Here is a 15,632-nt window from a genome sequence, read left to right as displayed (position 1 = left end):
TAAAAATAATTGCTTGAAACAGCTTTTTGGTTACCATTTGTAAAACTATTTATATTGATATTAACACAAGTTAACATAGTTATCAATTATATAAGTGAAAAACCATGAATAAACAACAATCAGTGTTATGTTTTGTTATAAGTAATCTATGAAGGTATAGATTGCTACACAAATCATTCCTTAAAAGATAGGGCTAAAGCAAAAAAGGAACAGCGCACTAGTCGCCGTCCCCGTTGCAGATGTGAAAGCAAAAAGTTGACCTAGCCACACATCTCAATTGTATATATTCAAATGCTCCTTACATTCTCGCCAGCAGTCAATATTCTAAAATGCCGCTAGGTAAAACATTGTCTGTCCCTAGCATTACTAGAATATTATACCTTCTGCATGACTCCAATCACCTTGCCATTAATTAATACATTATCTGCATCCATTGAAATTGGCTCATATTCTTTGTTTGCAGGAAGTAATAGAATCTGGCTACCCATCGGCATATATTTCTTCATGGTCGCATTTTGGTCAATGACAGCAATGACAATATCACCAGGATCTGCTGTCTGTTGGCGATGGACAAGGACGAAATCTCCTGGTCGGATGCCTTCTTCGATCATGCTATCGCCTGTTACTTGTAAGACAAATGTTTCCTCTGTTTGAATAACCCAATCCTCTGGAACATAAAGGAAATCTTGGTATTCCTCAACAGCCTCGATAGGAATACCGGCTGCAACATTTCCGATGATTGGTACTTGAATTGGCTGCCCCGGATCTTGCATTAAGTCGGTCGCTTGATCTTTAATTTCAATTATTTCAAGATCTTCTTTGTCCTGGAGATAATCATATACCTTATTGTTTCGTAAGTTTTTATAAATGCTTTTATATTTCGTTTCAGGTAAAAAGATTGGCTGACATTTTGGTATATCGTTAATTTCCTCGCCATTACGATCAATGATCATGGTATTGACTCCATCTGTTACGATACCATATTGAACATGCTTGGAAGTATTCATATAGCTAATCAGTTGATCCTTTGCATCAGCAATCCCAACCCCGAATTTTTTGACCTCAACAAAAATATAAGGTAGTTTTTTGTCGTTAACATGGATCATCACAGCGATATCTACATATCCACGCTTGGAAAATTGTTGTACCCCATACTCCACCTCAAGAAGAGAATCAGGGTATTGGTATGTCTGAATCAGTTGTTGAATCATCCACTGCCGAATCAATTCCTCTTTGCTATTCACATCTGCAATCTTATCGGCAAATTTGTATTCAGAAATAGCAATTGGTTGAAAAGGCCTTAACGCTGTATCGCGATTAAATCGTAACTGATTTGCATCAATCTCCTGCAAAAATTTGGATGGTGCTTTTACTGCACTCATATATAATAATTCATTTGCCCGCGTCATCCCTACATACAATAATTTACGTTCCTCGGTATTCACGGTTTCCTCATCTTCAACATCAACTTGAGCGGTATTAGGCAAGACACCATCATCTAAATGTGCGAGAAAAATGACTTTAAATTCTAATCCTTTGATCGAATGCATTGTGACCAAATTCACCGCTTCTTTTGCAAAGTCAGGCTTCCGATCATGCAAAATTTTAGTTGGAATTCCTTCCTTTTCGAGCCCGATGGCAATATCTTCAATAAGTCGTTTTTCCTTGGCGACAATGCAAATATCTTCTAGTCGATATTCCTGTTTTAATTGATTAATTTCTTTTTTGAAAAATTGCAGTTGATCCTCATTATTTAAGAAGAAACGATAGATTGGCGCATGTCCATGGCGATCGATTAAAGCTGGTTTGACATAATCAATGTTTCCAAGGATTTGCTCATCATGCTCAATAAGACCATAAGCTGCTTTGGAAATTTCAGTGGTGGTACGGTAATTTTTTGTTAATACACGCGCTCTACCACTCATATCATAGCCGATCGTTGTATATGCCCTACCTTTACCTAACCATGAATGTGAATAAATACTCTGCGTATTATCTGCTACAAACGTAATTGAACCATACGGTTTTTTAGCATGAATGGTTGTTAAAAATTGTAATTGGATTTTCGTTAGATCTTGGCTCTCATCAATGATAATATGCGTGTATTTCTTTCCTTCAACTTCCTCGGCTTGTCGTAATGCTAATAGATTCATTGTTTTAAAATCTACTAATCCCTTTGCTTCCAATAACTGATCATAGCGTTCTTTTAATTTGAAGATCGCCTTTCTTGTTTGTGAATTCTTCGTTAATTTTTGTGGTGTGTTTTGACCACCGGTTGATCGTCCGATCCGATCGATTTGTTGATATGTATCTTCATCAAGGATGCCGCATGATTTGATCCAATCAATCTCATCCAACAAAAAACTATTATATTTACGGGCAAGTAATTTTATATTAGAAAATTCCTCTTGCAATTGATCGATCGCCTGGTCGATGGTTGCATATATTATCCGACTGTCTAAAGTAACTTCAAGTCCAAGATTATGACGCTTCTTATAGCTATTAAAATAGCCAATCATAATCTGATTAATTGTTTTAATAGCAATATTCCGATTGCCATTTATCCATGTAGCAATATCGCCCTTTTCCTCATCTTCTAGTTTCTTATATTGGTATTCGATATAATTAAGTAGTGTCCGATTAAACGTAACAAGCAAAATATTATCATCATTTTCTTGACAATGATGTGTTTGTAAAAAGGAAATTCTTCGGAGCGCAACGGTTGTCTTGCCAGACCCAGCTACCCCCTTAATCAACATATGCCCATTAGGCTCTAACTCCACAATCTTTCGTTGCTCGACATTCAACTTCATCAGTATTTACCTCCAACAACAAAAACACAGTTTTATCCTAATTCTACCATAAGTAGGGTTAGGATAAAGGGGAGAATGGTGAGTAGGGGGCGGTATCAGACTGAAGGACATTCATAAGTTCTTATACTCTAACAATAGAATTTAAAGAAGTCTAAGAACAGATGTTAATATTGAAAGAAATTTAAATCTCTATTACCCCCTTTCAGGTAATTTGGAAGTCCCTTTTTTAACTAGAGGAACGACAATATTTGGTGTAAACTAGCTTTATATAGAGGTAGGTTAAATGAAGGGGATTGCTAGAGTTAACAATTAGTCAGGAAAGGATAATTTGACCGTTCTGTTTAAATATCCATCTTAAGTCAATAAACAAATCTTTGAAAATTCTATTTGAATGCGGATAATGATATTTTGAACTTTTTAGTTGCAACTTTATGAATGGGCTTTCTGATTGCTAAATTCAGCTACCTTCAAATACTTTTATAAAGTATTTTTAGAGCGGATTAAAATTGGTGGAAAACTCTATTGAGTGGAAGATACAAGCATTTAATATGAGTAAATATAAATTTAATACCTTGTAGAAAATGACAGCAGTGAAGGTGGCAATTATGATTCGCAACTCATCATTTTGGAATTCTCTTATTGTAAAGTTATTTTTAAGCATTTGTTTAATCCTAGTGCCTCTTATCGTAATTCTTATCATTAATAGTTTATATTCTGTTGATGTTATAAGAAATCAAGTTGCTCAATCTAATAAAAAAATGTTAAATCTGCATAAGAATGAGATTGAAAAGCAATTAGAAAGCATAGGTAATTATGTATACCAACTTTCTAATCAAGCAGAACTTTTAGTGCTTCAGGAAAATGAAAATACTGAATACAATGATTATGTGGAAGCAAAGCTTCGATTATATAGAATGATTTCTAATCAGGCGAATTTCTCTAGTCCAGTTGATTCTATATTTATTCATGCCCCATATTATGATGACATGATTTACACACAAAAATTTGGTGATAGCTATACAGAAAGATTCGAGGTATCAAATGAAGTAAAGCATTTATTAAATCAAGAAAGTGTTCCTAATGGCAAATGGAAGCTTTGGCAAGGGGAACAGCAAAATTATTTACTTTATATTATTCAAAACGAAGATGTTTCTGTTGGAGCATGGATCCATGTTGATAAATTAATCACACCTTTTAAGCATATTAATTATGGTGAGCTAGGGAGAACAATACTGACGACATTGGATTTTCAACCAATCAATCATGAAAAGTTTCTGCAAGCGGAAGAGGTTAAATTAAAGGAAAATTTACAACCTTACTTAATTAAAGGGAAACATGACAGATTTATTGTATTAAGTGAGCCATCATCATATGCTGATTTTAATATTGTGGCTTTAATCCCTGAACAAACTATTCTTCAAGAATTGCCTTTTATTCATCGTATCTCAATATATATATCAATTGGAGCTATTTTATTTTTAATATTCTTTGTTGTACTAATGAGAAATATAATTCTTACTCCTGTTTTGCAAATAGTCCGAGCAATGAAAAGGTTGCGTGAGGGCGATTTAAAGGTCCGCCTTCCCCAAGCAAAAAGCTCAACAGAATTTGAGATGATAAACGATTCTTTTAACCGAATGATCTCGGATATTCATCATTTGAAAATTGATGTATACGAGCAGAAGATAAATTTGCAAAAAACAGAATTAAAGCATCTGCAGTTACAAATTAATCCGCATTTCTTTTTGAACTCTTTAAATATCATATATAATTTAGCAACAGTAAAGGATTTCACTTTAATTCAACAGATGTCACAATCCCTATCAAATTATTTTCGTTTTATGTTTAAAAGTAATACATATTTTGTAAGCTTGGAAGATGAGATTGAACATACAGTAAATTATTTAAAGATACAGGAATTAAGATTTCCTGATGCATTCACCTATCATGTGGACATTCACCTTAAGTGGTATAAAGTTAAAGTACCGCCGCTGATTATACAGTCACTTGTAGAAAATACAATCAAATATGGATTAAATTTAGACGATTCCATAAAAATTATGATTAAAGTCTGGCAAAGAAGTTCTGAGGATGATTATATTATTATTCAAATTGCCGATACTGGTGAAGGCTTTTCAGATGAGGTCTTATCAATGCTAAAAAAAGACCATCCTTATATTACGGAAAACGGTGATCGTGTTGGCATCTGGAATATAAAAAGAAGATTAGAATTACTATATGATAGAAACAAAGCGAGTATTGACTTTGAAAATCAATTAGGTGCAACAATAACAATCAAATTGCCATTTAATTCGCGAGATTTAGATAGCGGAACTTCACTATAAACCACACAACATAATTAATTACTGAGTAAGAAAATGGCCTTTTCAAATTAGCCTTTTTATAGAAGGAACGGAAAATATTCCTGAAATTTAATTTTGTGCGAGGAACAGTCTGAAATAATTTTACCGCGGTCTAAGCCTTATAAGTAGCAGTGGAGTTACAACTTTTAAGATAACATTCTATGGTTTTAGAAAAGGTAGTCTTTTAGCCCTTAAGTTAAGGAAAAATACCAGCCCTTCACATAGCAAAGTTTATTTTACATAAATCCTGGGGGGATAAGAAATGAAAGGCTTTAATGTGCTTATTGTGGATGATGAAATCCATGCAGTAAGGGGAATCGTGGCAGGGATTGATTGGGAGGGATTGGGAATCTCGTCTTTATATACTGCCCATAATAAGAAGCAAGCACAATCTGTGTTTATGAATCATCATATTGATTTACTATTAAGCGATATAGATATGCCAAAGGGGTCAGGAATTGAGTTGTTATCATGGGTTAGGGGAAATTATCCTGAAACTGAAGCCATTTTTATTTCTTGTCACTCTGATTTTACATTTGCAAAAGAAGCTTTAAATTTAAAAACGTTAAATTATTTTTTAAAACCAATTGATTATCATGAATTAGAATTAGAAATAAAAGAAGGGCTTAGTAAAATACAGTCTAATCGGGACATGAATCAGGTAGAGGAGTCATATTTAAATCTTCAAAAAGTATATAAGTCAAATCAGGAGAAAACATTTTGGAAAAAGCTTGTTGATGGAGTTATCCCATCATCAGAAGACAATCTGAAAGAATATTTAGGAAGGTATGATATAAGTTTTGATGGACAAACACTCTTTCTACCTGTTTTAGCCCATATACGTTGTTCGAATAATGGTAAGTACTCAAATAAAACAAGGGATGAGAGGCCTTTTATCCGCTTTATCCGAAAAGAAGTAACTAAAAGTCAACTGGCAAAGACGATTATTCAATTGTCACCCAACCATTTATTATTCATTATACAAAAACCAAAAGTGATGAAAGACGAAGAGCAGATGATGAGTCAATTTGAACACATTGTCTCGCAAACCCAAGGGTTCCCGAATCACAGTGTGTGTCTTTATGTAGGAAGACAATCTCCTTTACATAAACTTGTTTCGGTTATTGATGAATTAAAAGAGCTAGATAAAAATAATATAGTCTATAAAAATAAAATAATTAGATTAGATGATTATAATGAGGGCTATTTTATACCAGAGCTGCCAAAATCTATTTGGATGGAACGGATGAAAACTGGTCCAAAGGAGAAAATTTTAGCTGATATTCAAAAATATATCGCATCATGGGAAACGCAAAATGTACATGTAACATGGAAATCCTTTCACCTATTTTATCAAGATTTTCTACAAATCATCTTTTATCTATTACAAACAAAAGGATTAGAAGCGAATAAAGTTTTCTCAAATAATTTATTGTTAAATGGCCTTGAAAATATAGATAGTGTAGAAGAATTTAAGGAGCATATTCAATTTATTTTAAAATTGTCTATGGAACAGATTCACCCACAACCAGATAATAGCAATTCAGTCATTGAACAAGTAAAGAAATTTATTGAAGAGTATAGCGGTGATCACAAATTAACAAGAGATGATATTGCAAATCATGTATATTTAAACCCAGATTATTTGACAAGGATTTTTAAAAAGAAAACTGGGTGTTCCATCTCGGCATATTTGCAGCGTGTAAGAATGGAAAAGGCCAAACACCTACTTATACACACTGAACTTCCAATCAGTACAGTATCTTTAGAATGTGGTTATGCTAATTTTTCTTACTTTTCTACACTATTCAAAAACTCAACTAACCTGAATCCGAAAGAATTTCGGAAAAAAGTTACTGGAAGAGATGCGTAATTAAAAAAGTGCGTGCCAACCTATAGGTACGCTTTTTTTGTTGTGCTGTGAGAAAAGTCTCAGTAAAAATTCATAATCTTCTAGTGATTTTGTCAAAAGGTCTGAAAAACAAAAGATAAATGTCGGATTATGAAAAGTGTATTGTTAGAAAACTTGCTATAGTTGTACAAAAGAAAACGCATTAAAGTTAGGGGGAATCTAAAGTGACACAAATTTTAAAATTTAGGAAAGTATTGTTTGCGATGCTCCTTGTGTCAGTATTGGTTATTTCGGGGTGTGGTGCATCTGAAGGCTCAAAATCACAAGGAAATGGTGAAAAACCTTACGAATTAACAATGGCATATATCGCATCTTCGAATGTAGAAGATGTTGAAAGTGTTCAGGAAGAAATTAATAAAATTACAAAAGAGAAAATCAATGTGAATGTAACATTATTACCTATCAGCGGGGGTGCATGGACGCAACAAACAAACCTTATGCTCACAGGTACAGAAAAGCTTGACCTCATTGTATCTTCATCATTTTATAACTATACAAGTCAAGCGGTAAAGGGGCAGTTGCTTCCATTAGATGAATTGCTTGAATCACATGGCAAGGGAATAACAGAAGAGATTCCAGAACATATGATTAATGCAACAAAAATCGACGGGAAAATTTACGGAGTTCCAAGTGTTAGAGACTGGGCATCAGATCATGGCTTCATTATGAGAAAGGATTTAGTAGACAAATATAATATTGATCTTTCTAAAGTGAACACAATTGAGGATATGGGAGAAATCTTTAAAATTATAAAAGATAATGAATCAAACGTAGATCCGATTGTTAATACGGGTGATTTACTTTCAACTGTTGAAACATATATTTATCCACATTTTGACCAAATAGGCAATAATATTGGCGTACTGGAAATGAAAGAGGATAACTGGACAGTGGAAAATCTATACGAACATCCAATTTATGAAGAAGCTGTCAATTTAGCAAGAGATTGGTATAAAGCTGGTTATATTATGAAAGATGCTGCTACTTCTGATGAAGTTGGCTATAATATCGTGAAATCTGGCAAAGGATTTGGATATTTTACAAATATGAAGCCTGGATTGGAAACTCAAGAGACAATCCGCTCGGGACATGAGATGGTTGCTATTAGATTTACGGAACCGTATCAATTCACGACTTCTGCTACAAGCTTTATGATGTCATTAGCAAAAAATAGTGAAAACCCTGAAAAAGCAATGGAGTTTATGAACCTTCTATACACTGATGCAGATATTATGAATTTATTAACATTGGGAATTGAGGGTAAACATTATGAGCTGAATGATGAGGGATTTGCTGAACAACTTGAAGATGGAAGTAACTACGTCTTTAATCAATGGTTAATTGGCAACAACTTCCTTACCCATGTTTGGGAAGGAAATGACAAAGATTATTGGAAAGAATTATCTACATTTAATGAAAGTGCAGTAATTTCTCCAGCATTTGGATTTAGCTTTAATGCAAATCCAGTAAAAACAGAGATAGCAGCCACGGCAAATGTTTTAGAACAATATCGTAAGGGATTAGAAACAGGTACATTAGATCCTGAAAAAGCATTACCAGAATTTATTAAGAAATTGAAAGCTGCTGGATCAGATAAGATTATCGAAGAAAAGCAAAAACAACTTGATGAATGGAGAAAGAACCAGTAAATCAAGTAAGAATGATACAAATAATTTAGAAAGAGACTGGGACATAATTAAAATGTTAACCTCCAAAGACGAACAATGCATTACCTTAGCGGAATATATTTTCGAGGCGGGTTATATGCACCATAGTAGTTCAATTTTTCCTTTGGTGAAGACACTTTTGTCCCAGCCTCTTTTATCTAAATACGGTTGATTCTATTTTGAAGAGGAGGTATGCGCCTTGGAACAAGTTTCAGTGATAAAACCTAAAAATAAAGAGCTATTAAAAACAAAACCCCGAAGAAGAAAAGCGAATTTTATTCGGTATCTTCCTTTATTCATTATGATGTTACCTGGAATAATTTATCTTCTACTAAATAATTATTTACCAATGCTTGGTTTAGTTATTGCATTTAAAGATGTAAATTATTCTGTTGGAATACTAGCTAGTGACTGGGTTGGTTTTCAAAATTTTAAATACTTATTTAGTACGAGAGATGCTTTTATCATCACGCGTAATACGATACTGTATAACGGTTTATTTATTGTTCTTAATACAATATTTGCTGTAGCTGCGGCGATTATGTTAAACGAGATTAAAAATAAATTTGCAGCTCGCTTTTATCAAAGTGCGATTTTATTGCCATTCTTAATTTCTATGGTCATTGTTAGTTATTTAGCTAATGCATTTCTAAGTACAGAAGTAGGCTTTCTAAATAAAACGGTACTTCCATTGCTTGGAATAGAGGATATTTCTTGGTATACGGAAGCTTCCTATTGGCCATATATCTTAACTTTTGTAAGTACTTGGAAAGGTGTCGGATTTTTATGTGTTATTTATTTAGCTGCCATTGTAGGGATTGATGAGGAATATTTTGAAGCAGCAACTTTAGATGGTGCTAATAAGTGGCAACAAATTCGTTTTATTACGATTCCATTAATTATGCCAATTGTTATCATGATGACCTTACTTGCAATTGGAAAGATTTTTTATTCGGATTTCGGGCTGTTTTTCCAAGTGCCAATGAACTCAGGAGCTATATATGATACGACAAATGTGATTGATACTTATGTTTACCGAGGGCTAATTCAGCTTGGGGATATTGGAATGTCTGCAGCTGCTGGGCTTTATCAATCAATTGTCGGTTTTATACTTGTATTATTATCAAACTGGGCAGTTAGAGTAAGAAGTAAAGATAATGCATTATTTTAATAAGAGGGTGATCAAATCATGGTAACATCAGACCGCATGACCCAGTTGGTTTCACATATTTTTTTGGCAATTCTTGCAGTTATTAGTATTATTCCTTTTATCATCTTAATATCTTCGTCTTTTACTAGTGAAGAGTTTATTTTAAGGGAAGGTTATAATTTTATTCCAGCTGAATTTAGTCTATCAGCATATGATTATTTGATGAACAATTCAGGGAATATTTTAAGAGCCTATGGAATTACAATTTTTGTTACGGTAGTGGGAACAATTGCAAGTTTACTAATTACGGCAATGCTATCTTATCCACTTTCAAGAAGAGATTTGCCATATAGAAATGCTTTAGCATTTTTCGTTTTCTTTACGATCTTATTTAATGGTGGGCTTGTGCCAACATACTTAGTTTACACTCAAATGTTTGATGTGAAAAATACTCTATGGGCATTAATTATTCCAAGTTTATTGGTAAATGGTTTCAATGTATTACTTATGAGATCTTTCTTTATAACATCCATTCCAGAACCTGTTATAGAATCAGCAAGAATAGACGGGGCGGGAGAGTTCAGGATATTTTTTGCTATTGTTCTTCCATTATCTTTACCGATTCTTGCAACAATCGGTTTATTACAAACAATTGTATATTGGAATGATTGGTTTAACGGTCTTATATATATTACAGACCCAAAAATGTTTAGTATTCAAAATATGCTAAATAGGATGCTCAGTGATATACAATTTTTAGCGGAGGGCAGTTTAGGCACAAATGCGAGTGAGGCGGCATCTCAAATCCCCAGTACCTCGGTAAGAATGGCAATTGCTGTAGTTGGGATATTGCCTATTATTGTGGCATATCCATTTTTCCAGAAGTATCTTGTAAAAGGAATTGCATTAGGCGCGGTAAAGGGCTAACCATTCAATTGATCGATACAAGTATCCATCATCAAGTTAAGTTTTAAAATTAAGCGGAAATATCGGAGGTAAATCGTTATGGGTTTGGAGTTTGGTTTACAATTATTTTCAGTGAGAGATGAATTACAAAAGGATTTTATTGGCACTTTAGAAAAGTTAGCTTTAATTGGATATAAAAATATAGAATTATTTTTTCATGGTGATGATCTAAAGGCTACGATTGGAAATTTGGAACCTGCAATTTTGAAACAGGAGCTTGATCGACTGGAGTTAAAGGCAGTTTCCGCTCATATAGCAGAAGAACATTTAGAGGTAAATAATGGAGAGAAAATAATTGGGTATTCAAAATTGCTCGGAGTTCAATCATTAGTTATTGCAATTGCCTATTTTAAAAATAAAGAAGAGGTTTTGGCCTTCTCTAAGAGGTTAAATGAATTTGGGAAATTGCTAAAAACGCATAATTTACAACTTTATTATCATAATCATTTTCACGAATTTCAGGAATTTGATGGTGAGTATGTGTTAGATACAATTCTCAAAAATACAAATGAAGATTTAGTAAAAGTGGAATTCGATACATATTGGTGTCTTAGAGGTGGGATAGACCCTCTTGAATATTTAAAAAAATTAGGTGGAAGATGTGACCTTATTCATCAAAAAGACTTATCTGCAGAAGTTGATACGATTAACTTATTTAATAAAGTTGGAAATGATTCGGTCCTTAATAGAGAATCTATGGTGAATGTGCGGAATACCGATGACTTTACAGAAATGGGTCAAGGAATCATGGATATCCCAGGTATCATAGAAACGTTTAGAAACAATCCAGAAGCAAAATATATTTTTGTTGAACAGGATTGGACAAAGCGGAGCCAAATAGAAAGTGTAGAGATAAGTTATCGGTATCTTTCCAAGTTTTTTAGTGAATAAAAATATATATTAAATATGTGGAGGCCGGGACTAATTAAAATGTTAAGTATCAAGGAAGAACGATGCATTACGATAGCGTAGAAATATTCGTAGGCTCTTGCAGGAGGGGGCGCGTCCTGTGGCCTACGCTGACACTAGAACATCGTGTTCGTCGAAAAGACATTGGTGAGATCGCGAAGCGGGATATATGCATTATTAGTTCGGTTTATCTCTGGTGAAAACACCTTTGTCCCAGCCTCTTCTTTAATTATTTGGGCATACAACCACCCTACTATTTTTACCTTCACCCATCTCTGCCCCTCTGTTATATTCCGTGTCCTATATAGTTGTAAGTAGTATAAATTTCGTTGTTCATAATCCTTTATAGACTTGTATCAGGACCAACTCCTTTATGATATCGACTTTACTATATTGAAATCCATCAATAGAAAGCGATTTTTGAAAAATTTTTTAGTATCTTCTAACATCCCCTTGTACATAAGGTAAAAACGTATTATAATAAGTATGTGATAAATATCACATACTTATTTCGCGTAAGAGATGTTTAGATACTGATCAGTTTTTTGTAAACATCTTTGAATGCAATCATTAGTCTTATTCCTCTGGTTGATTATTTTTGAATTTAGTAAGTTTTTCTTAAGATGTTGAGGGAATATTGCAAGTAAAGCTGTCTCCCACTGCATCTGTATAATGGTTGGACATAATTAGGTGGAATATGGAGGATAGCGGCTAAATATTAACATGCAAAGGAGTGTCATTCTCTCTTAAATGCAATATGGCAACAGCGTGAGAAGTTAATATTTTTAGATTAAAAGATCGGAATTTTTAAAGAGTTAAGTTTATTGGATAAGCCGGTAGGTCAGCAGTATTAATTTAGACATAATCTGGATTTATTATTTTACTAATCTTGCGATGTACATACTATTGGAAAGGAGCAATAAAATGTTGAATTTATTAGGTATAGTCGGAACAAACTCAGATCATTCTACGAATCGTCGATTGCTACAGTTTATTCAAAAACATTTTGCCGATCAGGCGAATATTGAAATCTTCGAAATAAAGGATTTGCCTGCTTTTAATAAGCCGAAGGATAGGAAAGGCCCTGTTGAAGTTCAACAACTTGCAGATAAAATTATTGCAGCAGATGGAGTGATTATTAGTACTCCGGAATACAACCATTCCGTACCAGCGATATTAAAGAGCACTTTAGAATGGTTATCCTATACGACTCAACCACTTATTGATAAACCAGTCATGATCACAGGGGCTTCATATGGGAAGTTAGGTTCTTCCCGTGCTCAAAGTCATCTGCGGCAAATATTGGATGCACCGGAATTGAAAGCACGAATTATGCCGAGTTCCGAGTTTCTAGTAGGATATTCATTACAAGCCTTCGATGAAAATGGTCATTTGAATGATGCGAATAAAATAGAAGAGCTTGAGGGTATTTTCCATGACTTTACACAATTTGTGGAGATTACGAATCAGTTAGTTAGCAAGAATCACTCCTATAAGAAAGTACAAAGGTTTTCATGGGAGGACAATTAATTAACTAGGAGGTTTATAGATGAAACTCGTTGGAATTGTTGGATCAAATGCTGATTTTTCATATAACCATCAATTATTAAATTACATCGCTCATAATTTTAAAACATTGGTTGATGTTGAAGTTGTGGATATTAAAGATGTACCAATGTTTAACCAATCAAATGATCAAACAAACAGTGCACCGATTCAGTATTTAAATGAAAAAATTATGGGAGCGGATGGTGTCATTATTGCCACACCGGAGTATAACCACTCTATCCCATCTGCATTGCAAAGTGTCCTTGAATGGCTATCGTTTAAAATCCATCCACTTGATGGGAAGCCGGTGATGATTGTCGGAGCGTCTTACGATGTTCAAGGATCTTCACGCTCTCAATTGCATTTGCGACAAATATTAGATGCACCTGGTGTGAATGCTGTAGTGATGCCAGGTAATGAGTTTCTGTTAGGTGAAGTGCATAAAGCATTTGATGAAGACGGAAATTTAAAAGATGGGGAAACAGCGAAATTTTTGGAAGGGTGTATTAAAAAGTTTATTCGCTTTATCAATGTTGTCAATATCATTGATGCACCTGAAGGCATGAAAGATCTCTCAAGTACAGAAGATTTATATGCTACTGGATCAATTGAGACAACGATCCAAGGTATCGACATGATGGCCGATGACTGGCTAGAGCAAGCTGCTGAAGCTACTGGTGCAGTCGAAGGTAATACGTATGTGAAACTAGATCGCGGTATTTTGACCGTAAATCAATTAAATCACTTTTTAAATTCAATGCCAGCGGAGTTAACTTATGCTGATAGCAATAACCAATTCTTGTACTATAATCATAAGATTGAGGCAGAAGACATGTTGGCATCTCGCCGACCGGAACAAGTTGGTAATCCGTTAGCAGAATGTCACCCTAAACAAGCTTTTAGCGGGGTGTCTTGGGTCATTCAACAATTGCGTAAAGGAAAACAAGATGTCGTCAAAACCCATGTACCAACACACGGACCAGACAAGTTTGTTGTTCATAACTATCAAGCCATTCGTGATGAAGAAGGTAATTATCTTGGAATTAACGAGTATGTACAAGATATTAAACCAATTATTGATTGGTATTTAGAACAAACAGGGCAACAATTAACAGGTGGTGACGTTGATGCCGTATCAGGTGCCACGTCTAAAGTAGATACCGTTTCAGGAGCAACGGCTAAAAATTAAGAACGAATAGAAAAGAGAGGTCTTTATGGCCTCTTTTTTCGAATTTATTACCGAGGTATAGTTACCTTTCGATTATCAAAGTATCCTTATACGAAGGGGGAGCATTATCACCATGCAAAATCGCGAAATACATATGATGGGAACGATTATCCAATTAGCGGTTCAACATCAGTATGCCAATTTTGTTTTGGATGAGCTGATTATGCAATTGAAAGAATATGAGCAACGCTTTAGTGCTCATGATCCTGCTTCAGAGTTAATGGAAGTAAATAAACATGCAGGAATTAAGCCGGTAAAAGTAAATCCTAGTTTGTATGAATTAATTAAAATCGGAAAGAAACATAGTACAGCTGCGGGGAGCTCTTTAAATATTGCGATTGGTCCCCTTGTGCAAGCATGGCGGATCGGATTTGAGGATGCCCATATTCCTTCAGAAGAGACTATTCAATCTTTGCTTAGCAAAACAAGCGCCCATGACATCAAGCTTGATGATGAAGCGCAAACTGTTTTTCTAAAACATACTGGTATGTTTATTGATTTAGGTGCTTTAGCAAAAGGATATATTGCTGATCTGCTTATCAATGATTTGGAATCTATGGATGTTCAGGCAGGATTAATTAATTTAGGTGGAAACGTCATGACCTATGGGAGGTCTCCAAATCAGGAGGATGGATACTGGCGAGTAGGAATTCAGCATCCTATGCTTCCCCGTGGAAATTATATTGCGGTTTTAAAAGCATTAGACCAATCTGTTGTGACTTCAGGAATTTATGAAAGGAAATTCACGACTAATAATCAAACCTACCATCATATTCTAAACCCCCATACAGGATATCCGATTCAATCAGACATTGCAGGATTAACCATTGTATCCAAAAAATCAGTTGATGGAGAAATATGGACGGGTCGTTTATTCGGACAATCACCCGACCAAATCATTGATACATTAAAACATGTAAAAGATGTAGCAGGAATTATCGTCACGAATACTGGCGAGCTTTATTATTCGAAATCGCTTGAACCTTATTTAATGGAAACAACCTCATAATCTAAATCTTTGTTAGGTTAGAAGGGGAAAACACAAAATCTCCAGATTCATTTTAGCGAAGATCCAA

The 15,632-nt window shown here is 34.4% G+C and carries 11 protein-coding genes; 9 read left to right on the top strand and 2 right to left on the bottom strand.

Going from position 1 to position 15,632, the window contains the following annotated elements; translation table 11 throughout:
* Nucleotides 1-374: 374 nt before the first annotated feature.
* Entirely contained in the window at nucleotides 375-2,813 is a 2,439-nt protein-coding gene (gene lexA / locus J2Z23_RS10215; protein ID WP_209973840.1) for a transcriptional repressor LexA, read from the bottom strand.
* Between the two features lie 581 nt (nucleotides 2,814-3,394).
* Here lexA and J2Z23_RS10210 point away from each other — a divergent pair.
* The 6 genes from J2Z23_RS10210 to J2Z23_RS10185 all read left to right on the top strand — a co-directional run bounded on the left by J2Z23_RS10210 (nucleotide 3,395) and on the right by J2Z23_RS10185 (nucleotide 11,762).
* Nucleotides 3,395-5,158: a sensor histidine kinase gene (locus J2Z23_RS10210; protein ID WP_083492282.1), complete on the top strand. Its 1,764-nt coding sequence runs from the start codon at nucleotides 3,395-3,397 to the stop codon at nucleotides 5,156-5,158.
* A gap of 280 nt (nucleotides 5,159-5,438) precedes the next feature.
* Nucleotides 5,439-7,049: a response regulator transcription factor gene (locus tag J2Z23_RS10205; RefSeq protein WP_057981586.1), complete on the top strand. Its 1,611-nt coding sequence runs from the start codon at nucleotides 5,439-5,441 to the stop codon at nucleotides 7,047-7,049.
* A 203-nt stretch (nucleotides 7,050-7,252) separates the two neighbouring features.
* Nucleotides 7,253-8,737 carry an extracellular solute-binding protein gene (locus tag J2Z23_RS10200; RefSeq protein WP_057981587.1) on the top strand — a complete coding sequence of 495 codons (1,485 nt, stop codon included), beginning with the start codon at nucleotides 7,253-7,255 and terminating at the stop codon, nucleotides 8,735-8,737.
* A 319-nt stretch (nucleotides 8,738-9,056) separates the two neighbouring features.
* A complete protein-coding gene (locus tag J2Z23_RS10195) occupies nucleotides 9,057-9,926 on the top strand; it encodes an ABC transporter permease (RefSeq protein WP_083492302.1) in 870 nt (289 codons plus the stop codon).
* Between the two features lie 18 nt (nucleotides 9,927-9,944).
* Nucleotides 9,945-10,832: a carbohydrate ABC transporter permease gene (locus J2Z23_RS10190; protein WP_057981588.1), complete on the top strand. Its 888-nt coding sequence runs from the start codon at nucleotides 9,945-9,947 to the stop codon at nucleotides 10,830-10,832.
* Nucleotides 10,833-10,910: 78 nt separating this feature from the next.
* Nucleotides 10,911-11,762 carry a sugar phosphate isomerase/epimerase family protein gene (locus J2Z23_RS10185; protein WP_057981589.1) on the top strand — a complete coding sequence of 284 codons (852 nt, stop codon included), beginning with the start codon at nucleotides 10,911-10,913 and terminating at the stop codon, nucleotides 11,760-11,762.
* 134 nt (nucleotides 11,763-11,896) lie between these two features.
* Here J2Z23_RS10185 and J2Z23_RS10180 read toward each other — a convergent pair whose 3' ends face one another.
* Nucleotides 11,897-12,049 (bottom strand): hypothetical protein, encoded by a 153-nt coding sequence (locus J2Z23_RS10180; protein ID WP_165589554.1) that lies wholly within the window; start codon nucleotides 12,047-12,049, stop codon nucleotides 11,897-11,899.
* A 655-nt stretch (nucleotides 12,050-12,704) separates the two neighbouring features.
* Here J2Z23_RS10180 and J2Z23_RS10175 point away from each other — a divergent pair.
* From J2Z23_RS10175 to J2Z23_RS10165, 3 genes are all read left to right on the top strand, one after another.
* Nucleotides 12,705-13,310, top strand: coding sequence for an NADPH-dependent FMN reductase (locus tag J2Z23_RS10175; RefSeq protein ID WP_209973839.1), 606 nt, complete (start codon nucleotides 12,705-12,707; stop codon nucleotides 13,308-13,310).
* Nucleotides 13,311-13,329: 19 nt separating this feature from the next.
* A complete protein-coding gene (locus J2Z23_RS10170; protein WP_209973836.1) occupies nucleotides 13,330-14,517 on the top strand; it encodes an NAD(P)H-dependent oxidoreductase in 1,188 nt (395 codons plus the stop codon).
* A gap of 112 nt (nucleotides 14,518-14,629) precedes the next feature.
* Nucleotides 14,630-15,565 carry an FAD:protein FMN transferase gene (locus tag J2Z23_RS10165; RefSeq protein WP_209973834.1) on the top strand — a complete coding sequence of 312 codons (936 nt, stop codon included), beginning with the start codon at nucleotides 14,630-14,632 and terminating at the stop codon, nucleotides 15,563-15,565.
* The last annotated feature ends 67 nt before the right edge of the window (nucleotides 15,566-15,632 follow it).

The organism is Lederbergia galactosidilytica (genome assembly GCF_017873565.1).
Classification (GTDB): Bacteria; Bacillota; Bacilli; order Bacillales; family Bacillaceae_C; genus Lederbergia; species Lederbergia galactosidilytica.
Note: the sequence above shows the minus strand (reverse complement) of the source record. Positions and strands in the feature narration are given on the sequence as shown.